The sequence below is a fragment of the Bifidobacterium mizhiense genome, from assembly GCF_020884755.1.
Lineage (GTDB): Bacteria > Actinomycetota > Actinomycetes > Actinomycetales > Bifidobacteriaceae > Bombiscardovia > Bombiscardovia mizhiensis.
The window spans coordinates 39,131-62,680 of record NZ_BPWE01000002.1 but is presented as its reverse complement, the minus strand read 5'-3'; the positions used below and the strand labels follow the sequence as shown (position 1 = coordinate 62,680).

General features: G+C 60.5%; 2 protein-coding genes and 5 pseudogenes. 2 read left to right on the top strand and 5 right to left on the bottom strand.

Annotation, left to right across the window (positions count from 1 at the left end; genetic code table 11):
• Position 1: 1 nt before the first annotated feature.
• Complete coding sequence (locus LPC22_RS03820) at positions 2-958, top strand: nucleoside hydrolase (protein WP_229132426.1); 957 nt, start codon at positions 2-4, stop codon at positions 956-958.
• Positions 959-1,009: 51 nt separating this feature from the next.
• The gene (locus tag LPC22_RS03815) at positions 1,010-2,398 is read left to right on the top strand and encodes an MFS transporter (protein WP_229132424.1); all 1,389 of its coding nucleotides are present in this window, start codon (positions 1,010-1,012) and stop codon (positions 2,396-2,398) included.
• Between the two features lie 193 nt (positions 2,399-2,591).
• On the opposite strand, the pseudogene LPC22_RS03810 reads toward LPC22_RS03815, so the two are convergent.
• From LPC22_RS03810 to LPC22_RS03780, 5 pseudogenes are all read right to left on the bottom strand, one after another.
• A pseudogene (locus LPC22_RS03810) lies at positions 2,592-6,180 on the bottom strand (RCC1 domain-containing protein).
• A gap of 529 nt (positions 6,181-6,709) precedes the next feature.
• A pseudogene (locus LPC22_RS03800) lies at positions 6,710-10,325 on the bottom strand (RCC1 domain-containing protein).
• Positions 10,326-10,857: 532 nt separating this feature from the next.
• A pseudogene (locus LPC22_RS08525) lies at positions 10,858-14,336 on the bottom strand (RCC1 domain-containing protein).
• A 462-nt stretch (positions 14,337-14,798) separates the two neighbouring features.
• A pseudogene (locus LPC22_RS03785) lies at positions 14,799-18,378 on the bottom strand (RCC1 domain-containing protein).
• A 1,138-nt stretch (positions 18,379-19,516) separates the two neighbouring features.
• Positions 19,517-23,123: pseudogene (locus LPC22_RS03780) on the bottom strand (RCC1 domain-containing protein).
• Between the last annotated feature and the right edge of the window lie 427 nt (positions 23,124-23,550).

The following is a 23,550-nucleotide window of genomic DNA, read 5'->3' as shown; positions in this document are numbered from 1 at the left end:
TATGCGCAAGCTGATTCTGGATCTGGACACTGGTGTCGACGACACTCTGGCTATCTCCTATGCCTTGGGCAGCCCCGAAGTTGAGCTGATTGGCATAACCGGCACCTATGGCAACGTGCTGCTGGAGCAGGGCATCCGCAACGATCTGGCCATCACCGACCTGCTGGGCCACCCCGAGGTCAAGGTCTACCCGGGTCTGTCCCACGCCTCCAAGGCGGACTCTTTCCAGGTGCTGCCTGTCTCCGCCTTCATCCACGGAGAGAACGGCATCGGCGACGTGGCCATCCCCGACTCGGATCGCAAGGCGGAGACGGAGTCGGCCGTGGACTTCATCATCGATGCGGTCAACACCTATGGCAAGGATCTGGTCTACGTGCCCACCGGCCCCATGACCAATATCGCCGCCGCCCTGGCCAAGGAGCCTGACATTGCCCAACGCATCGGTTCCATCGTGCTCATGGGCGGGGCCCTGACCGTGCCGGGCAATGTGGACGCCTGGCAGGAGGCCAACATCTCCCAGGATCCGGACGCGGCCGACGTGCTCTTCCGCTCCGGCGCGCCCGTGACCATGGTCGGCCTGGACGTGACCCTGCAGACCCTGCTGACCTACAAGGAGACCGCCCGCTGGCGGCAGCTGGGCACCGCGGCAGGCAACTTCCTGGCGGACATGACCGACTTCTACATCAAGGCCTACGAGACCACCTCGCCCCACCTGGGTGGCTGCGGCCTGCACGATCCGCTGGCCGTGGCCGTGGCCGTGGACCCGACCCTGGTCACCACCCTGCCCATGAACATGAAGGTGGAGACCGAAGGCGCCACTCGCGGGCGCACCATCGGGGACGAGCAGCGGCTCAACGACCCCAACAAGACCATGCGCGTGGCCGTCGGCGTGGACGTGCCCCGCTTCCTGGACGAGTTCATGACCCGCATCACCCGGCTGGCCTCCCAGGCTGACTGAGGTCCGCCATCCCCGGCAAGTTCACGCAAGAGAAAGAGAACTGAAGACATCATGTCCGAAAAGCAATCCACCGAGGATTCGACAGCAGTACGATCGCTGATCCTGCTGCTGATCACCTTCGTCCTGGGCACCCTGTGCCTGCAGGGCTTCAACCTGGTCTTCCAGCAGGTCGGCAAGGACGCCGGCGCCCCCGACCAGGCCTCGCTGATCACGGCCCTGCCCAGCATCGTCCTGGGCATCGTCTGCTTCATCTACGGGTCCCTGGGCGATTTCGTATCCCTGCGCAAGCTGGTCACCTTCGGCCTGTGCATACTGTTCGTCGGGTCCGTGTACGGATACGTGGCCAACACGATCATGGCCCCCAACATCTGGAATGTGATCGCGGCCCGGCTGCTGCAGACCGCCGGCGAGCAGGTGGCTGGCTCGGCCTACCTGGTCGTGGCCACCAAGTATCTCAAGCCCTCCCTGAAGGTAATCTTCTTCGGCATCTTCACGGCCGGATACCAGGTGTCTGCAGCCATCGGCATCTTCGCCGCCGGCCTGCTCAGCTCCATAGCCTGGCAGTACCTCTTCCTGATTCCCGCGGTCACCATCGTCTTCCTGCCCATCCTGCTCAAGAGCCTGCCCACCGGCGGCGGCAACGGCGAGAAGGTGGACTGGCTGGGCTTCGTCATCTTCGGACTGGCCACGGCCCTGCTGACCCTCTTCTTCTCTTACACGGCCTGGTGGCTGCTGGCGGCCTCCGCTGTCTGCTACCTGATCTTCGCCGTGTACATCAGCCGGGCCAAGAGCCCCTTCATCACCCCGGACTTCTTCCGCAACAAGCGCTGGCTGATGGGCATCGGGCTGATCCTGATCTTCTACTTCATGAACTACTGCATGTCGCCCATCTTCAACGCCATCGGGCGTGACGTCTACAAGGTGTCGACCACCACGGTCTCCCTGCATGTGGTCTGGGCCTTCCTGGTGGCCGCCGTGCTGGGCACCACCTCGGGCGCCATCGTGGACAGGATCGGCCGCAAGCCTGCCATCATCATCGCCGCCTGCCTGATGATCCTGGGCTTCGCAGGGACGGCTCTGGTGGTCAACTTCGGCCTGCTGGCCTTGACGCTGACTGCCTGCGTCTACTATGCCGGCGTCGGCCTGATGTATTCGCCCATCGTCTCCACCGTGCTTGACACCCTGCCTCAGGACCAGTCGGGCCGCGGCGTGGGCATGAACGATCTGGTCATGAACGTGACCGGCTCCATTGGCATCGCCATCATCGGCGGTCTGATGGGCAAGCCCAGCCTGGAGGGCTTCAGCATCATGGGCGCCACCGGTCCGGCCGCCAACTACAGCAACCTGCTGCTGATCGGGGCTGCGGTGTCCCTGCTGGGCCTGGTCGTGTATTTGGCCTGCAAGAAGACCATCTACGCCACCACTGCTGACCAGCAGTAGAACAGTTGCAGTCGACCGTCCGAGCGCGGCAAGAGGAGTTGCCTTCTCTGTTGCGCTTGGGCGGTCGACTGGTATATGTGTGGTGGGGGCGCGGGAGGAGTGTCGGCTCACTTGGGGTTGAGCCTTAAGTGACACTTGCCTCTATGCGCCCCGGTGAGGCCGGGGTGGGGGGATTGATCCACCCCGGCCCGTCTTACTCGTGCAAAGCGTGTAGCAGCTGTAGTCGTTCCGTTCGATGGCGGCGGGATGCCAGTACCCCGCCTATGCTCATGGTTCCAGTGGCTAAGGCAAGTAGGATGCCTTCCCCTCCGGCCTGGGGAAGCACGCCTAGGGGTATGTACGTGTATGTAAGTGAGACCGGCTTCTGGACTATGCCGCCCAGCGTGTAGTTGACACTGACCAAGATCTGGCCAGGCTCATGCGCCGGCGTGGTCACGCTGACGCTATTGTCGTCTTTGTTGTGCGTAAGGATCGATACCGTGGTCTGGTCGAACTTGACGCCAGTTATCGCCGGTTGCAGGTTGAACATCACCGGTACCGGGGCCAAACTCCGGCTTCCTGCGTCGGTATTGCCGAGCTGGGTATAGCTGTTATTTCCCCATGCTCTGGCGCTTCCGTCTTTGCAGATTGCCAGTGAATGAGAACTACCGGCGCTGATTTGTGTAGCGTCCAGCCAGGGGCCAGCCGAATTCGTAGACTGTTTGGTGGCGAGCACCTTTACAGGAGAGTAATACTGATAGCTCGAGCCGTTGTTGCCGAGCTGACCAGAGCTGTTGTCTCCCCATGCCCAGGTGTTTCCATCTTTGTCGATTGCCAGCGAATGACCCCATCCGGCACTCACTTGCACAGCTTTCAGCCTGGTGCTCGCATTCTTGGGATTAAGCAGCACTGGGCTAGGAATAGGATTTTGGTTTTTGCCGTTGCTGGTGCCATTGCCGAGCTGACCGGAATTGTTGTGTCCCCATGCCCAGGTGCTTCCGTCCTGGTCGATTGCCAGCGAGAGAGAGCCTCCGGCACTTACCTGCACAGTTTTCAGCCCCTTGCTGGCATCATTGGGATCAAGCAGCACCTTTTGCGGTACAGGGTACGCGTCCCAGCTGCTACTGATCTGCCCGTTGCCGAGCTGACCATAGTCGTTACGTCCCCATGCCCAGGTGCTTCCGTCCTTGTCGACGGCCAGCGAATGCCAGTCTCCAGCGCTGACCTGCATGACGTTCAGCCCTTTGTTCGAATTGGAGGGATCACCAGGGTCGCGCACGCGCACGGGGAGAGTCGAATAGCTATTGCTTCTGTTGTTGCCGAGCCGGCCATAGCCGTTGCTGCCCCATGCCCAGGCGTTTCCGTCCTTGTCGACGGCCAGCGAATGATCCCTTCCAGCGCTCACCTGTATGGCTTTCAGCCCTTTGCTCGTGTCGTTGGGGCTGGCAGGGTCGCGCACGCGCACAGGAACAGACGAAAAGCTGCCTCTGGCTTTGTTGCCGAGCTCACCATCGGTGTCGTCTCCCCAGGCGTACACGTATCCGTCGCTGCCCAAGGCCAGCGAATGATCTGTCCCGGCGCTGACCTGCACGTAGGTGAAATCAGCAGGCACGTCCGGGTACGTCTTGGAATCAGGCTTCATTACCATGACCGGCGTATTCCGATTGGTGCGTGTCCCGTCGCCGAGCTCGCCATCTTTGTTGTATCCCCAGGCGTAGGCGTTCCCATCACTGCCCACAGCCAAGGAAAAATAATTGGTGCCTGAGCCGCTGACTTGGTTGAATTTGGCACCGCTGGTGCCGCTCGGTGGGGTGATGGTGGTGGTTTCCTTGCCTAGCTGGCTGCCCTTGTCGGGGTTGATTCTCCACGTGTTGTCGGGGTCTTGGCGTGTCCATTTGGCGGTGAGGGTGAGGTTTTCTGTGACGGGTTTGCTGAAGTCGTAGGCGACTTCGTCGATGAACCATCCGTCGAACCGGTAGTCTTTGCGCGTCGGGTCGGGCGAAGGTCTTTGCACTCTACCGTACGGGTAGGGGACCTGTTGCTGGTCCGGCGCCTGGCTTTCTCCTGTTGTGTCGAAGCTGACCGTGTATGTGGTGCCTGTCTGTGTGTCTCTGGTCAGCTTCTGGTCGACTGTGTAGCTGAGGCTTCTGTTGAAGGGCTGGCCGTCCTGTTTGCCGATGATAGTGATGGTGGCTTGTCCCGGCTTGTGGGCGGGAGCCTCCGTCTGCCAGGAATCGTCTTTCTTGCTGATTTTGAGCGGCTGGCCGTCCATGCTGGATGATTCAAGTATGGGGGTGGAGGTGGTGTTGAGTCTGGCTGGCTTGCTGGGATTGCCTTGAGCGTTCAGGCTCCACGTGAATATGCTGCCCTGCTTGTCTATGGCGGTGATTCTGTTGCCGGTTTCGGTGGCCTGCGTGTAGGGCTGGTTCCCGTTGTCTGCGCGCACGGGCCTATTGCCAGGCTCCCAGGACCATACATGGCCGTCCGTGTCGGTGATGATGGCTTGGTCCTTGTTGGCGGTGATCCGGTTGGCATTCCCGCCGTCTGGCAGACTGACCATGGTCATGCCGGTCTTGCCATCGGCCAGGTAGCGGGTCTGCCCGTTTGAATCCACGATTAGGAACCCTTGGTTGAGGGCTTGGGCTTGTGTGATGCGTATGCCCGGTTCCTGTTCGATGCGTACAGGCTTGGCACTTCCCGAGGCCGCTTTCCATGTCCAGGCGTATCCGTCCGTGTCTAGGGCGAGGATCCGGCTGCTGGAGGAGACGGCGAGAACGGCACGCGCCTGTCCGGGCAGGCTTGCTGCAGCTTGTCCTCTGGCCTTTGGATCCGGGTCCTGGGTGCCGGGCTGGCTGGCTTGGAAGGTGTGGACCTGCCCTTGCTGGTCCACGGCTAGCAGTCGGTCATCGTTCAGGCTGATGCTGGTGAACCTGGTGTTCCGGCTGGTGTCGAGGATGGTGGGCGTGGCCTGTTGGTTGGTCCATGTGTAGATGTGCTGGTCGGATCCTAATGCGACCTGCGATTGGCTGCCGGCTGCGGCCTGCAGGTAGTGGAACCCGTCGGGAGCCTGGGCTGGGGAGGGGACCTGCATGGTTGTGCTGTCTTGCGTCCGGGTGTAGATGCGGCCGTCTCCGGTCAGGCCCACAATTTGGTCTCCTGCGGCTTGGATGCTGGTGAAGTAGGGTTCCTGCTTGTCGGGCGGGCTAATGGTCAGCTGGGTGCCGGCGGCGGGTCCATGGTTCGGGCTTAGGGTCCAGTCCGTGGTTTTGGCCCATTTTGCAGTCAGGGTTATGCCTTGCAGGATAGGCGTCTGGAAGTCATAGGGCTGGCCGTCAAGCGTCCATCCTTCGAACTGGAAGCTTTCACGTACAGGGTTGTGTTCTGGAGGGATGACGAGAGTGCCGGTTTTCACGGTTGATTGTGTTGGCTTGTTTCCGCTATTCGGGTCGAAGCGCACTGTGTGTGTGGCTTGATCATCCGTCTTGTCGGATGGCTTGGTTGAAGCAGGATTCGTACTGCCGGTAGTAGCCGTCGGCGATGACGGAGCAGACGGATCTGTTGTTTCGGGATTTAATGGTGATGCGGTTGTCAGTGGTGATGGGGTCGGAAGTGGAGTGTGTGTTGCGTTGCTGGGGAGAGTGCCGGAGGTTTCGTTAGCTACGCGAGGGGTCTGACGACCCCCCCCCCCCGGTGAGTACAGGAGCGTCCGCCGCGTTTGCGGACGCGACGCCCAAGCCAGCCAGCAGGCCCAGCAGGACGATCATCATCGCCAGCGCGCGACGCAGAGGAGAAACCACATGCATGAAACCAAAACCCCTTACCAACACCAAACGGATCTAAATGTCGCTTGTTTGTTTAAAGTTCTGTCCGTCGGAAAGCCCTTCTGTCCTTCAACGCCAGCCCTGCATCGGATTGCATGAGCCAATGGCGGAAGCCAGTTGTGTTCTCGACGCCCCCACGTTTTTCACCATACCACCGGATTAACAAGCAACACACACAAGCCAGGTCCGAGCCCTGGATGGTGATGACTTCGATGGTTGGGCAAGGGCGGCTGCTCGCCAAATCATGAGAAGGGAGGGGGAAGAGAAATGAACAGCGGCCAGGCTGACTGGGGTTGTGTGCCCGTGGCCGGTCTGGCCGTGTTTCCTCCTCTCCCAGGCGGGGACGGGGGCGTGCATGCCTGCCCTCGGCTTCCCGTCTGCAGAAGTGTGGTGGGGGCGCGGGAGGGAAGTGTCTGCTCTCTTGGGGTTTGAGCCTTACGTGACACTTTTCCTCCCTGCTCCCCCTATGTAAGGCCGGGGGCGGGGGGATTGATACGCCGCCCGGCCGCTCTTACTCGTGTGAAGCATGTGACAGCTGGTGTTGTTCTCTCCGGTGGCGGTGGGAGGCCAGGACCCCGCCCATGCCGGTCATGCCGGTGGCCAGGACCAGTAGGATGCCTTCCCCGCCTGCTCTTGGGAGCACTCCTGCGGGCAGGTACGTGTATCGGAGAGAAGTGTCGGGCGTTTGGGGTGCGCCGCCCAGCGTGTAGTCCACGCTGACCGTGACCGTGCCCGGCAAATGTGCGGGCGTGAGCACGCTGATGCTGTTGCCGTCGCCGCGCGTCAGGCCTGATACAGCGGTCTGGTCGAACCTGACGCCGGTGATCACCGGTGTCAAATTGAACGACACCGGCACAGGAACAAGACTCTTAGCGTAACTCTCTGTGGATATACTGTTGTTGCCGAGCTGGCCGTAGTTGTTGTATCCCCAGGCGTAGGCGTTCCCGTCGCTGCCCACAGCCAGCGAGCTATAGTATCCGGCGCTGACTTGCGTGGCTTTCAGTCCTTTGTTCGTGTCCGTGGGGTTGGCGGGGCCACATACATGCACAGGAACAGTCGAGTTGCTGGTGGTGTTGTTACCGAGCTGGCCATAGTTGTTGTTTCCCCAGGCGTACGTGTTTCCGTCGCTGCCCACGGCCAGCGAATAATGGTATCCGCCGCTGACCTGTGTGGCTTTCAGTCCTTTGTTCGTGTCGGTGGGGCTGGCGGGGTCGCGCACGCGCACAGGGACAGGATTCGTACTGGAGCCGTTGACGGAGTTGCCGAGCTGGCCTTGGAGGTTGCATCCCCAGGCCCAGGTGTATCCGTCGCTGCCCACGGCCAGCGAGTGATCATATCCGGCGCTGACCTGTGTGGCTTTCAGTCCTTTGTTCGTGTCTGTGGGGTTGGCGGGGTCGCACACGCGCACAGGAACAGACGAATATTTGGTTCTGGTGTTGTTGCCGAGCGTGCCACCTTCGTTGTATCCCCAGGCGTACACGTATCCGTCGCTGCCCAGGGCCAGCGAATAATGAAATCCGCCGGCGCTGACCTGCACGTAGGTGAAATCCTTGGGCAGGTCCGGATAGGTCTTGCGGTCAGGCATCCTCACCATGACCGGCGTAGTCCACATGGCTTGCGTCCCGGCGCTGACCTCGCAATAGTCGTTCGATCCCCAGGTGTACACGTTTCCGTCGCTGCCTAGGGCCAGCGAATGCAGGCCGCCGGCGCTGATCTGCACGTAAGTGAAATCCACGGGCGCGCCTTCAGGCTGCTTCACCCTGACCGGCGTATACCGTGTGGTGGTTGTCCCGTCGCCGAGCTGGCCATAGTTGTTGTATCCCCAGGCGTAGGCGTTCCCGTCGCTGCCCAGGGCCAGCGAATGCCAGGATCCGGCGCTGACCTGCACGTAGGTGAAATCCTTGGGCAGGTCCGGATAGGTCTTGCGGTCAGGCATCCTCACCATGACCGGCGTAGTCTGGGCGTTGTAGCTAGTTGTTCCGTTGCCGAGCTGGCCCCAGTTGTTGTATCCCCAGGCGTAGGCGTTCCCGTCGCTGCCCACAGCCAAGGAAAAACCATCGGAACTGATGCCACCGTCGTATGTTGATGCGCTGATCTGGTTGAACCTGATGCCCCGGCTGGCGCTGTCTGGCGGGGTGATGGTGGTGGATTCCCTGCCCAGCTGGCTGCCCTTATCAGGGCTGATGCTCCACTTGGTGTTCCGGCTTTCGGGCGACCAGTGGGCGGTCAGGGTGAGGTTCTTGGTGACGGGCTTGCTGAAATCGTAGGCGATGTTGCCGGTGAACCATCCGTCGAACTGGTATCCTTCACGCGTCGGGTCGGGGGAGGGGCGTTTCACCCTGCTGTTCGGGGTGGTGAAACTCTGGTCTGCTGGTTCGGGTTTCCCCCCGCCCGTGTCGAAATGGACAGTAAATATGGATCGTGGTGCGGCGTCTCGTGTCAGCGGCTGGTCGACCGTGTAGCTAAGGATCCTGGTGAAGGGCTGGCCGTCCTGCCTGCCGGCGATGAGGATGGCGGCTGGCCCCGGCTTGCGGGCGGGCATGTCCGCCTGCCATGAGCCGTTGTTCCTGCTGAGTTTGAGCGACTGGCCGTCCAGACTGGCTGATTCCAGGATGGGCGCGGCTGTGATGTCGAGTCCGGCTGGCTTGCCGGGCCGGCCCTGCCCGTCCAGGATCCACTTGTATAGGTCGCCCTGCCTGCTGATGGCGATGATCATGCTGCTAGATTCGACGGCCTGCATGTACTGCTGGTTCCCGTTGTCTGTGCGCTTGGGTGCTTCGCCAGGCTTCCAAGCCCAGACATGGCCGTCCATGCTGGTGATGATGGCCTGGTCCTTGTTGGCGGTGATTCTGCTGGTCTGCACGCCGTCCGGCAGGCTGACGGCTGTGAGACTGTTGGTGCTGTAGGCCAGGTACCAGGCCTGTTCGTCCGCGTCCAGGAGGAGGACCCCCTGGTTGAGGGCCTGGGCTTGAATGATGCGCATTTCGGTGTCTTGTTTGATGCGTACAGGCTTGGCTTTGCCGGTGCTGCTCGCATCCCAGGTCCAGGCTTGCCCTTCCGGGTCCACGATGAGGATCCGGCTGTCGGAGGCGACGGCGAGGACGGCCTGCGTCTTTCCGGGCAGGCTGATCGTTTCCTGCTCTTCTGGCTTCGTGTTCGTGTTCTGAGTGTCTTCCTGGCTGTCTTGGAAGGCGTGGACCCGACCTTGTCGATCCACTGCCAAGAGCAGGTCATCGTTCAGGCTGATGCTGCTGAATCCGGCATCCTGGCCGGTGTCGATGATCGAGGGTGTGTCCTCTTGGCTGTTCCAGGTGTAGATGTGCTGGTCGGATCCGAGTGCGGCTTGCCATTGGCTGCCGGCTGCAACCTGCAGGTAGTGGAACCCGTCAGAAGCCTGGGCGGGTGAGGGGACCTGTTCTGGTGTGCTGTCCTGCGTCCAGGTGTAGATGCGGCCGTCGCCTGTCAGGCCGAGGATCTGGCTGCCTGCGGCTTGGATGCTGGCGAACTGAGGTTCCTGCCTGTTGGGCGGGCTGATGGTCAGCCGGGCTCCGGACGCGGGCCCATGGTCCGGGCTCAGCGTCCAGTCCGTGGTCTTGGTCCACAGGGCTTTCAGGGTGATGTCCTGGAGGATGGGGGTCTGGAAGTCAAAAGGCTGGCCGTTGTATGTCCACCCGTTGAACCGGAAGCCATCACGCACAGGATTGTGTTGCGGGGGAGCGGCAAGGGTGCCGGTCTTCACAGTCGCTTCGGTGGGTTTGCTGCCGTCGGCAGGATCGAAGCGCACTGTTTGCACGGCCTGATCACTGGTATCGGATGGCTTAATTGACGTGAAGTCTGCGCCGTCAGGTGTTCCCGTCGTCAATGACGGGGTGCCTGGGTTTGGCGTTGCGGAATTTAATGGTGTGGTGGTTTGTATTGGTGAGGGTGATGGTAGTGGTGTGCTGGTTGCGTTGCTGGGTAGAGTTCCTGGGGTTTGCTTAGCTACGCGAGGGGTCTGACGACCCCCCCCCCCCGGTGAGGATAGGAGCGTCCGCCGCGTTGGCGGATGCGACGCCCAAGCCTGCCAGCAGGCTGATCAGGACGGTCATCATCGCCATGATGCGACGCAGACGGGAAACCAGATGCATGAAACCAAAACCCCTTCACCAAACACCAAGCGGAGCAAATACCGCCTGCCTACGTAAGTTCTACCTGTCGGAAAGCCGTGCTGTCTGTCAACGCCAATCCTGCATCGGATTGCAGGAACCGTGGCGTAAGCCAGCCGTCTTTTCCACATCCCCCGCTCTTCACCCTACCACCCAGCCCACAGACAACACCCGAGCGAGCTTCAATTGCCCGGCGGCAAAGATCTCTCTGGCTAGGGGAGGATGGTTGTTTACAGTACTCATGCCGGGTCGGGGAACATAGACGGAGGCCGGGCTGAATCGGGACCGTGTGCCCTTTGGCAAGCCTGCAATATTCCTTTCTCTCCTCGATAGGAGCGTTGTGTATATGACTGCTCGCAGATCCCGCTGACTGTTATCGGCAGAAGCGTGGTGGGAGGGGCGCAAGAGGCGTGTCAGCTCACTTGGGATTGAGCTTTATATGACGAATGCCTCCGTGCACCCCCGATAAGCCAGGGCCGAGAGATTGACCCGCCCCTGGCTGGTCTTACTTGTGCTAAGTCTGCGACAGCTGATGTTGTTTCCTCCTGTGGTGGCGGGAGGCCAGCGCGCTGCCCATGCTCACAACTCCTGTGACCAGGGTGAGTAGGATGCCTGCCCCGCCGGCCTGGGGGAGCACGCCTACAGGTGCTGCAGGCATGTACGTGTATCTGAGGGAAGTGTCGGTCAGGGTATTTCCCGCGCCGCCCGTTGTGTATTTAACGCTGACTGTGACTGTGCCCGGCAGGTGTGCGGGCGTGGTCACGCTGACGCTGCCGCCATCGCCGCGGATCAGGTTCGTGCCGGGGCTGGTGTCGAAGGTGACGCCGGTGATCACCGGCTGTAGGTTGAACGACACCGGTGAAGGAACAGGACTCTGCCTTCCTGAATTGAGATTGCCGAGCTGGCCATACCAGTTCTGTCCCCAGGCGTAGGCGACTCCGTCCGTGCCAATCGCCAGTGAATGCCGCCATCCTGTGCTGACTTGCAGGGCATTCAGCCAGGGTTCGGCCGAGCTCGTGGACTGCGCGGAGGCAAACACCTTCACCGGGGAATTCCGGTCACTGGTGGTGTTGTCACCGAGCTGACCATAGTCGTTGTAGCCCCATGCCCAGGTGTTCCCGTCCGTGTCGACGGCCAATGAATGGTAAACTCCTGCGCTCACCTGCACGGCTGTCACTGCGCCCGCATTCGCGGGGTATCGCACCTTTTGGGGGACATAATTCGTGTCTGTATTTGTGCTGCTGTAGCCGTTGCCGAGCGAACCGTACTGATTGTAGCCCCATGCCCATGTGTTGCCATCCTCGCTGATAGCTAATGCGAACCATCCGCCGGCGCTCACCTGGACGGCTTTCAGCCAGGGGCCCGCAGCAGCCGTGGATTTGTTTGAGGCGAACACGCGGCTGGGCGTGAGGTGGAAACTATTGTCGTTGGTGTTCTTGCCGATCTGGCCATGGGTGTTGTAGCCCCAGGTGTACACGTACCCGTCCTGGCCGATGGCCATGTCGAAGGACCATCGGGTGCTGATCTGCACGGCGTGGAGGACGCCGCTCGCATCCGAGGGGTTCTTAACCGCCATGGGCACGTTCTGCGGGCTGAAGCAGTCATCACCGCCTCCTTTGGATATGCCGCCCCAGGTGTATACGGTGCCGTCGGCGGCCAATGCCATGGAGTTCCAGGCTCCTGCGGCGACCTGGATGGCTTTCAGCCCTTCGCCGGTGTTGTTGGGCCCGTGCACGCGCACGGGGGTCGATGAATTGGACTTGGTGTTGTTGCCGAGCTGCCCGTGGTCGTTATTCCCCCAGGCGTACACGTACCCGTCGCTGCCGATGGCCAGCGAATGATAGCCGCCGGCATAGGCCTGCACGTAGGTGAAATCCGCGGGCGCGCCTGCGGGCTTTGGCACCGGGACGGGCGTGTTCCGCTGGGTGGTCGTGCCGGTGCCGAGCTGGCCATACCAGTTCTGTCCCCAGGCGTAGGCGTTCCCGTCACTGCCCACAGCAAGCGAATACCCCGTCAGATCACCATATACGTATCCTCCGCCACTGACCTGGCTGAACCTGATGCCGCTTCTGGTTGCTGGTGGGGTGATGGTGGTGGTTTCCTTACCGAGCTGGCTGCCCTTGTCGGGGTTGATGCTCCAGGAGGTGTTGGGGTTTTTGCTGGTCCATTTGGCGGTGAGGGTGAGATTCTGGGTGACGGGCTTGCTGAAGTCGTAGGCGATGTTGCCGGTGAACCATCCGTCGAACTGGTAGCCGCTGCGCGTCGGGTCGGGGGAGGGGCGCTGGACCCTGCCGTAGACTGGCTGGATGCTCTGGTCCTGGGGGTCGGGCCTCCTCCGCCCGTGTTGAAACGGACCGTATAGGCGGAGCCCTGTTGGACCTCTCTGGTCAGGGTCTGGTCGACCGTGTAGCCGAGGCTTCTGGTGAAAGGCTGATTGCCTTGTTCTCCGGTGATAGTGATGATGGTTGACTCGGGAGTGTGGGCGGGCACGTCCGTCTGCCAGGAATCCTTATCTCTGGTGAGTTTGAGTGGCTGGCCGTCCAGGCTGGCTGTTTCCAGGATGGGCGCTTGGATGGTGTTGGGCTGGGCTGGTTTTCCGGGCTTGCCCTGGGCATCCAGGTTCCATCTGAATATGCTGCCCTGCCTGTCAATAGCGGTGATCCCGCTGCCGGCAGCCGTGGCCTGCACGTAAACCTGTCCCCTGTTGTCCGCGTGGATGGGCGTCTTGCCGGGCTTCCAGGTCCAGATGTGGCCGTTCTTGTCGGTGATTATGGCCTGGCTGTTGTTGGCGGTGATTCTGCTGGCCTGCACGCCGTCCGCCAGGTTGATAACTGTAGTGCTGCTTGTGCTGTCGGCCAAGTATCGGGTCTGCCCGCCTGCGTCCAATAGGAGGACTCCTTCATCGAGGGCTTGGACGGTGCGCATGACCGAGTCTTGCCTGATGCGTTCTGGCTTGGCGCTTCCAGTGTTGGTTGTGTCCCAAGCCCAGGCTTGCCCGTCTGCATCTAAGGCGAGGATACGGCTGGCTGAGGAGACGGCGGTGACGGCCTGCGCTTGACCGGGCAGCCTGGTCGGATCCCGGCTGTCGTTCTGGCTGTTTTGGATGGTGTGGACCTGTCCCTGCAGGTCGATGGTCAGCAGCAGGTTTCCGTTCATGCTGATGCTGGTGAACTTGGAGTTCTGGCTGGTGTCAAGAATCATGGGCGTCGCTTGCTCGCTGGTCCAGGTGTAGATGTGCTGGTCGGATCCTAATGCTGCCTGCCATTGGTCGCCTGCCGTGGCCTGCAGGTAGTGGAACCCGTCGGGAGCCTGGGCGGGGAAGGGAACCTGCACGGGTGTGCTGTCCTGCGTCCAGGCGTAGATGCGGCCGTCGCCGGTCAGGCCGACTGTCTGGTTGCCTGCTGTGTGGATGGCGATGTAATAGGGCTCTTGCCGACTGGGCGGGCTGATGGTCAAGCGGGAGCCGGTGGCGGGCCCGTGGTCCGGGCTCAGCCTCCAGTCTGCAGATTTGCTCCATTTCGCAGTCAGTGTCGTGTCTTGGAGGATGGGCGTTTGAAAGTCGAAGGGCTGGCCGTCAAGTGTCCATCCTTCGAATCTGAATCCATCACGCCGGGGATTCTGTTTCGGGGGTGCGGCGAGGGTTCCGGTTTTCACACTTGCCTGTCCAGGCGTGCCTCCATCGGTAGGATCGAAGCGCACCACGTGCGTGGCTTCGTCGTCCGTCTTATCGGATGGCTTGGTCGAAGAAGCCGATTCTGTGCTGTCCGGAATGCCCGTCGACGTTGAAGGGGCATCTGAAGTTGTTGCAGGTTTTAGCAGTGATGCGGTTTTCAGGGACGATGGCGAGGAAAGTTGAGTGCTGGCGGCGCTGCCGGAGAGAGCGGGGAGTGCGTCACTGTCCGCGTTGGTGGATGCCGCAGCAGGACCCGCATGCAAGCTAAGCAGGACGATCATCATCGCCGAGATACGACGTAGATGGGTACCCAGATGCATAAGTCGAACACCTTTCGCCCACATCGGACACATCTACCTTTAGCGTCCCCGAGAGTGTGCCGATGACCACTGCTTACAACGTCCTACCCGTCAGAAAGTGACCCCTCGAGCCACATCGAAACCCAACCAATGACCCAACCGCATTGCACTCATCATGCTAGCCGAAAAAGCACCACACATGGTGTAACTCACAATAAGTGCTTCGAAATGTAGTCCAAGACTTGTTTGATCCCTATGCCTAACCGTATTGCTGGTTAATCGCCTCACTGGCAAAAGAAACAGCAGGTAGGTATCGCTTTGTTACCCGATTGCATGATGCCGATGCCGGTCCTGGAGAAGTAAGTATATGGATGGTGGGGGCGCGGGAGGAGTGTCGGCTCCCTTGGGGATGAGCCTTGTATGACATTCCTCTGTGCGCCCCCTGTAAGCCGGGGCGGGGGGATTGATCCGCTCCGGCCTTTCTTACTCGTGCGAAGTGTGTGACAGTTGGTGTTGTTCCCTCCGGTGACGGCGAGAGGCCATGACGCCGCCCATGCCGGTAACGCCGGTGGCCAGGGCCAGCAGGATGCCTTCCCCGCCTGCCTGGGGGAGCACCCCCAGAGGCTTGTAGGTATAGGTCAGGGATTTGTCGGTCAAAGTCCTTCCTGCGCCGCCCATCGTGTAGTCGACGCTGACCGTGACCGGACCCGGCTCGTGCGCGGGCGTAGTCACCGTGACACTGTTGCCGACCTTGTCCTGCGTCAAACTCAATGCAAGCGATTTATCGAACTTGACTTTAGCAATTTGAGGAGAAAGGTTGAAGGCCACTGGTGCGGTAGCCGAATCATTAGGTACCGTGTAAGGATTGCCGAGCTGACCTTCGCTGTTCCTTCCCCAAGCCCAGGTCTTTCCGTTTGTGTCGATGACTAGCGAATGGTAGTATCCACCGCTCATTTGCACCGCGCTGAGTTTCTTGCTTGTATCCGAAGGGTAGTTCGGGTCATGAACGGAAATGGGTAAATAGCTTGTGTTGCTGCTGCCGTTCTGGTTTTGAGTTCCCCGTCCCCATGCCCATACCTTTCCGTTCTCCTCAATTGCAAAAGAATGATAGCTGCCGGAGATCACCTGAGCAGCGCTGACTGTGCCGGCACTCTTGGGATACTTTACTAGAAGAGGAATAGGATGTGATGCGCCTTGTGAGCTGCTAGTGCCGTTGCCGAGCTGCCCGAATTCGTTGCCTCCCCATGACCAGGTTTTCCCTTCTTGGTCTATTGCCAGCACATGGAAAGCTCCAGCGCTTGCGTGTACGGCTTTCAGCCATGGACCTGCTGTAGCTGTGGACTTGCTAGTGGCGAACACGCGGCTAGGCGTGTCGTGGAAAGTGCTGTCGGATGTGTTGTTGCCGAGCTGGCCGTTGGTGTTATAGCCCCAGACGTATACGTATCCATCTTGGTTGACGGCCAGGTCGATGGTCCAGTTGGTGCTTATCTGCACAGCGTTGAAAGATGCACTCGCATCAGAGGGGTCTTTGACTACGGTTGGTACAGTCTGCGGACTTGACCTGTCATAGGTGTGGTATCCCCTGGAGATGCTTCCCCAGGTGTACACGGTCCCGTCGGTGCCCAGCGCCATGGAGTTGAATGTTCCGGCGGAAACCTGGATCGCTTTCAGGCCTTCGCCGGTGTTGCCGGGGCCGTGCACGCGCACTGGTTTTGACGAACTGGACTTGGTGTTGTTGCCGAGTTGACCGCAGTAGTTCCATCCCCAGGCGTACACGTATCCGTCGCTACCGATGGCCAGCGAATGTTGGCCTCCTGCAGCGACCTGCACGTAGGTGAAATCCGCAGGCCGGTCCGGATACGTCTTAGTATCAGGCTTCTGCACCAAGACCGGAGTACTCCGGGAGTTGGTCGTCCCGTCGCCGAGCTGGCCATAAGTGTTGTCTCCCCAGGCGTAGGCGTTCCCGTCACTGCCTACCGCCAACGAGTATCCTGTTTGGACATTGGGATCGTACCCACCGGTGCTGGTTTGGTTGAATTTACTGCCGCTGGTTGCTGCTGGCGGGGTGATGGTGGTGGTTTCGTTGCCGAGCTGGCTGCCCTTGGCGGGGCTGATGCTCCAGGTGTTGTTGGGGTCTTTGAAGGTCCAGTGGGCGGTGAGGGTGAGGTCTGTGGTGACGGGTTTGCTGAAGTCGTAGGCGATGCTGCCGGTGAACCATCCGTCGAACTGGTAGCCGTCGCGTGTTGGGTCGGGGGAGGGCCTCTGGACCCGGCCGTATGGGTAGGAGACCTGCTGGTCTGCTGGTGTGGGGGTTCCGCTGTCTGTGTTGAAGGTGACCGTGTGGGTGGTGTTTGGTTCCGTGTCTCTGGCCAGCTGTTGGTCGACCGTGTAGTTGAGGCTTCTGGTGAAAGGCTGGCCGTCCTGCCTGCCGGTGATGAGGATGGCGGCTGGCCCGGGCTTGCTGGCGGGGATCTGCGTCTGCCATACGTCGCCGGTCTTGGTGAGTTTGAGCGGCTGGCTGTCCAGGCTGGCTGATTCCAGGGTGGGCGCGGTGTTGGTGTTGAGTCTTGCTGGCTTGCCGGGTTTGCCTTGAGCGTCCAGGCTCCACGCGAGCATGTCGCCCTGCCTGCCGATGGCGGTGATCCTGCTGCCCACGGCTGTGGCCTGCGCGTAAACCTGTCTCCTGTTGTCTGCGCAGATGGGCGTCTTGCCGGACTGCCAGGCCCAGGCGTGGCCGTCCTTGCCGGTGATCATGGCCTGGTCCTTGTTGGCGGTGATCCGGCTGGCCTTGGCGCCGTCCGGCAGGCTGAGAGCTATGGGATCGGTGGCGCTGTCGGTCAGTTGATAGGCCTGCCCGTTCGCGTCCAGGAGGAGGAATCCCTGGTTGAGGGCTTGGGCTTGGATGATGCGGATCCCTTGGTCTTGCTTGATGCGTGCAAATTTGATGTTGCCAATCTTGTTCGTATCCCATCTCCAGGCTTGTCCGTCCGCGTCCAAGACGAGGATCCGGCCGCCGGAGGAGACGGCGGTGACGGCCTGCGCCTGTCCGGGCAGGCTTGCTGCAGCTTGTTCTCCGGGCTTTGCAGTCGGGTTCTGGTTGCCGGGCTGGCTGGTTTGGAAGGTGTGGACCTGTCCTTGCAGATCAATGGCCAGCAGCAGGTCATCGTTCATGCTGATGCTGGTGAACCTGGTGTTCCGGTCGGTGTCGAGGATAGTAGGCACGGCCTGTCGGCTGTCCCAGGTATAGATGTGCTGGTCGGATCCCAATGCGGCTTGCCATCGGCTGCCGGCTGCGGCCTGCAGGTAATGAAACCCATCGGCAGCCTGAACAGGGGCGGGCACCTGCATAGGTGTGTTGTCTTGCGTCCATGTGTAGATGCGGCCGTCGCCGGTCAAACCGACCATCTGCTCTCCGGCGGCTTGGATGCTGTTGTAGTAGGGTTCCTGCCGGTTGGGTGGGCTGATGGTCAGCCGCGCGCCGGAGGCGGGCCCGTGGTCCGGGCTCAGCGTCCAGTCCGTGACCTCGGTCCATTGTGCTTTCAGGGTGGTGTCTTGGAGGATGGGGGTCTGGAAGTCGAAAGGCTGGTTGTCGAGTGTCCACCCGTCGAACCGGAAGCCCTCACGTGCAGGGTTGTGTTCCGGAGGTACAACGAGAGTGCCGGTTTTTACGGCTGACTGTGTTGGCTTGCTCCCGTCGGCAGGGTCGAAGCGCACTCTGTGCGTGGCCTGGCTATTTGTCTCATTGTTATTGAATGGCTTGGTCGAAGGTGAGCCTGTGTTGTCCTGCGTGCCTGTCGGCGTTGACGAGGTGTTTGGATTTGCTGTTGGGTTTAATGGTGCGGTGGCTTGTATTGGTGATGGTGTGGGCAGTGGTGTGTTGGTTGCGTTGCTGGGGAGAGTGGCGGGGGTTTGCTTAGCTACGCGAGGGGTCTGACGACCCCCCCCCCCCGGTGAGAATAGGAGCGTCCGCCGCGTTTGCGGACGCGACGCCCAAGCCTGCCAGCAGGCCCAGCAGGATGACCATCATCGCCAACGTGCGACGCAGTTGGGAAACCACATGCATGACTCGTAAACCCCTTACCATCACTGGGCATTGTCTGTTGGTTCGTGACGGTCGAACCAGCGAAACGGTGCCGCTTTGCCTTGTAACGTCTTGTCCATCGGAAAACCGTTCAGCCTTTCAACGCCAGCCCTTGCATCCAATTGCACGAACCACTGCGGAAGACGGACACATTTCTGATGCCCCTGTTTTCACACCATACCACCGGGCCGAAAAAACAACACACGAAGCAATCCGTGATAGCCGATCCGCACGGTACGGCGAGCCACCATTAACTGTTGTGTCAGAGTCGTATTGTCCGATTAATTGCATCACTGTGTCGACTCTTATATCGACCCCCATGTTCAGCATCTGCTCAGTGACGGAACGGGCTGGCAAATTAGAGGTGAGGGAAGCGGCAGTGTCAATCAGGTCTGGATGCTACGGATGGCGGCATCCACTGCCCTGTGCGGGCGAACGTTTCGGCCGAACCTAACATGATGCGACCCGGTAGTCATCATTCTCCGACGGCAAAGGATAGTGCGGGTGAAGGATCCGGAATTTGCGGTTTTCCGTCGCTTTCAAAAGACCGGTCAGCCTAGGGTCGTAGCTGTCCTGTGGGTGGACGTGGGTCAATTTGACCGGCAGTCTGCGGGGTCTGTCAGCTGGCCGCCGCCACCGCATCGCACTGGCAGGGGTCTGGGAGCTTGCCGGGATCAGGCTGATCTGGCAGGCGGGGCTGTCCTGCCTTGTGGCTTCATGGATGGCGCCAATGCCGGTCCGGCGGAAGCGCGTATATGTGTGGTTCGATTGCGCTGGCGGGGCGTGAGGCCGCATCGTCCTCTGCCAGGTCTGTTGGTCTTGATGCTGATTGCTTAGGTCAGCTATGCCTGAGAAGGCTTCATGCGCTCGTCTATTCTTTCGGCTGTGCTTGTCGCGCTGCCTCAAATGCAGCCGGACCGTGTTATGGGTATGAATGATCGGACCATGAGAATGAACCGGCTTGGCCGGCGTCATGGTCATTGGCGGTTAAATAAGTGTGGTGGGGGCGCGGGAGGGAAGTGTCGGCTCTCTTGGGGTTTGAGCCTTGATTGACACGTTTCCTCCCTGCTCCCCCTGTATGCGCCGGGGGCGGGGGGATTGATACGCCGCCCGGCCGCTCTTACTCGAGTGAAGCGTGTGACAGCCTGTGTTGTTCTCTCCTGTGGCGGCGGGATGCCAGGACTCCGCCCATGCCGGTCATGCCGGTGGCCAGGGCGAGCAGGATGCCTTCCCCTCCGGCCCTTGGGAGCACACCTGCAGGCAGGTACGTGTATCGGAGGGAGGTGTCCGGCGTTTGGGGTGCGCCGCCCAGCGTGTAGTCCACGCTGACGGTGACCGTGCCCGGCTGGTGCGCGGGCGTGAGCACGGTCACGCTGCCGCCCTCGCCGCGCGTCAGGCTTGATACGGGGGTCTGGTCGAATCTGACGCCGGTGATCACTGGCTGCAGGTTGAGCATCACCGGCACAGGAACACTACTCTGAGCTTTACTGTTATATTGCCCTGTGGGGATGCTGTCGTTGCCGAGCTGACCAGAGCCGTTCCATCCCCAGGCGTAGGCGTTTCCGTCCGTGTCAATCGCCAGCGAATGATACGGACCGGTGCTGATTTGTATAGATTTCAGCCAGGGTCCGACCGTGCTCGTGGATTGCGCGGAGGCGAGCACCTTCACAGGGGTACACTGATTGCTTGTGGTGTTGTTGCCAAGTAGACCATACGCATTGGATCCCCATACCCAGGTGTTCCCCGCCTCATCAATTGCCAAAGAATGATCCCGATTGGCACTGATTTGTACTGCATTCAGCCACGGGCCTACCAAAGCTGTGGATTGCGCGGAAGCAAGCACCCTCTTGGGGGAATACTGATTGCTTGTAGTGTTGTTGCCGAGCTGGCCACTTTCATTGGATCCCCATGCCCAGGTGTTCCCCGCCTCATCAATTGCCAAAGAATGCTGATATCCAGCGCTCACCTGTACGGCTTTTAGCCCTGTGCTTGCATCATTAGGATTAAGCAACACTTGTTTGGGAACAGGATTCGGGGCGTTTTGGTCGCTGATAGTGCCGTTGCCGAGCTGGCCTTTCCAATTGTCTCCCCATGCCCAGATGTTCCCTTCCTCGTCAATTGCCAGCGAATGCAAATATCCGGCGCTTACTTGCGTAGCTTTCAGCTTTGTACTTGCGTCTTTGGGATTAAGCAACACTTGTTTAGGGACAGGATTCGCTTTGTAAGTGCGATTGTGGGTAGTGTTGGCGAGCTGACCACTCCAATTGTATCCCCATGCCCAGGTGTCCCCTTTCGTGTCGATGGCCAGCGAATGTTCCCATCCAGCGCTTAACAGTACGGCTTTCAGCCCTTTGCTCGGATCGGAGGGGCTGTTGGGGTCGTGCACGCGCACAGGAACATTCGAGCGCATATTGTAGCCGCCCTTGTTGTTGCCGAGCTGGCCGTAGCTGTTGTCTCCCCACGCGTATACGTATCCGTCGCTGCCCAGGGCCAGCGAATGCTCGCCTCCGGCGCTGACCTGCACGTAGGTGAAATTCGCCGGCACGTCCGGATACGTCTTGCGATCAGGCTTCTGCACCATGACGAGCGTAGTTCGGGTAGCGAACGTCCCGTTGCCGAGCTGGCCGTATCTGTTGTCTCCCCAGGCGTAGGCGTTCCCGTCGCTGCCCACAGCTAAGGAAAAACTGCCGTTTTCCGATCCGCTAACCTGGCTGAATTTGATTCCGCTGCGGTTGGCTGGTGGGGTGATGGTAGTCTGCTGTCCGCCCAATTGGCTGCCCATACTAGGGTTGATCTTCCACGTGTTGTCCGGGTCTTCAGATGTCCATTTGGCGGTGAGGGTGAGGTTCCTAGTGATGGGCTTGCTGAAGTCGTAGGCGACTTCGCCGATGAACCATCCGTCGAACAGGAAGCCTTTACGCGTTGGGTCGGGAGAGGGCCGCTTCACCCTGTCGTATGGATAGGAGACAGACTGGTCTTCGGGTTCGGGGCTTCCACCGTCTGTGTTGAAGTGGACCGTGTAGCCGGCTTTTGCTTCGGTATCTCTGGTCAGTGTCTGGTTGACCGTGTACTTCAGGCTCCTGGTGAAGGGCTGGCCGTCCTGCCTTCCGGTGATGAGGATGGCGGCTTCTCCCGGCTTGTGGGCGGGTATGTCCGTCTGCCATGAGCCGTTGTTCCTGCTGAGCGTCAATGCTTGGCTGTCCATGCTGGCTGATTCCAGGATGGGCGCGGCGAAGGTGTCGAGTCTGGCTGGCCTGCCGGGCTGGCCCTGCCCGTCCAAGAACCACCTGTATAGGTTGCCCTGCCTGCTGATGGCAGTGACCCTGCTGCCAGTGCTTGCGGCTTGCGCGTATGCCTGTTCCTCCTTGTCCGCGCGCTTGGGTGCATCTCCGGGCTTCCACGCCCAGAGGCGGCCGTCCTTGCCGGTGATGATGGCCTGGTCCTTGTTGGCGGTGATTCTGCTGGTCTGCGTGCTGTCCGGCAGGTTGACGGCTGTGAGACTGTTGGTGCTGTCGGCCAGGTAATTGGCCTGCCCGTCCGCGTCCAGGAGCAGGATCCCATGGTTGAGGGCTTGGGCTTGGATGATGCGCATGCCCGGGTCCTGCTTGACGCGCACGGGCTTGGCTTTGCCGGTGTTGCTCGTATCCCAGGTCCATGCCCGCCCGTTTGCGTCCACGATGAGGATCCGGCTGCCGGAAGCGACAGTGACGGCCTGCGCCTTTCCGGGCAGGCTGGTTGTTTCCTGTTCGTCGGGCTTCGTGTCATGGCTGTCTCTCTGGCTGTTTTGGAAGGCGTGGACCTGGCCCTGCCGGTCCACAGCCAGGAGCCGATCATCGTTCATGCTGATACTGGTGAACTCGGTGTTCCAGCCGGTGTCGAGGATGGTGGGCGTCGCTTGCCCGCTGGCCCAGGTGTAGATCTGCTGGTCGGATCCAAGCGCGGCCTGCCATAGGCTGCCGGCTGCAACCTGCAGGTAGTGGAACCCGTCGGGAGCCTGGGCGGAGAAGGGCACCTGTTTAGATGCGCCGTCCTGCGTCCATGTGTAGATGCGCCCGTCGCCTGTCAGGCCCATAACCTGGTTTCCTGCGGCTTGGATGCCGATGTAGCAGGGTTCCTGTCGACTGGGTGGGCTGATGGTCAGCCGTGCGCCGGAGGCGGGCCCGTGGTCCGGGCTCAGCGTCCAGTCCGTGACCTTGGTCCACTGGGCTTTCAGGGTCGTGTCCTGGAGGATTGGGGTCTGGAAGTCGAAAGGCTGGTTGTCGAGTGTCCACCCGTCGAACCGGAAGCCATCACGCTCAGGGTTCTGTCGCGGGGGAGTGGAGAGAGTACCGGTTTTCACGGTTGACTGAGCGGGTGTGCTGCCGTCAACAGGGTCGAAGCGCACTATATGTGAAGGTTGATCATCCGTCTTTTCAGCTGATTTAACCGGAGCGGAGTCTGCGCTGCCGGTTGTTTTCGTCGTCGATGACGGAGTGCCTGGACTAGGTGTTGCTGAGCTTAATGGTGTGGTGGCTTCTATAGGTGATGGTGTGGGAAGTGGTGTGCTGATTGCGTTGCTGGAGGAAATGCCGGGGGTTTGCTCAGCTACGCGAGGGGTCTGACGACCCCCCCCCCCCGGTGAGTATGGGAGCGTCCGCCTGGGCGGATGCGACGCCCAGGCCTGCCAGCAGGCCCAGCAGGATGGTCATCATCACCGTGATGCGACGCAGACGGGAAACCAGATGCATGAAACCAAAACCCCTTCACCAAACACCAAGCGGTATCAACACCGCCTGCCTACGTAAGTTCTTCCTGCCGGAAAGTCATGCTGCTTGCCACCGCCAACCCTGCACGAGATTGCAGGAACCGTGGCGTAAGCCAGTCGTCTTCTCGACATCCCCCGCTTTTCACCCTACCACCCGGTCAGCGGACAACACACATGTGCCGAAGCTAGACGCACGAATGCAAGGAGACCCCGCCTTCTGTTAAGCGTCGCTTCGCTAACCAGTGCTTCAACTTCCATGCTCCTATCTGTCTGGAAGCAAATCGGGCTGACTGATCAGACGAAGGAAAGCGAGGCATGACTGAGGGCACCAATCTGATCTGGCCGCCCTTCTCGGCGGCTTATCCCCTGTTTTACGAGGATTGGAAGGGACAAGCCGCTAGTCAGATAAG

Bases quoted from the DNA above. Each gene is read 5' to 3' on its own strand.
- LPC22_RS03815 (WP_229132424.1), top strand. From the start codon at position 1,010: ATGTCCGAAAAGCAATCCACCGAGGATTCGACAGCAGTACGATCGCTG.
- LPC22_RS03820 (WP_229132426.1), top strand. From the start codon at position 2: ATGCGCAAGCTGATTCTGGATCTGGACACTGGTGTCGACGACACTCTG.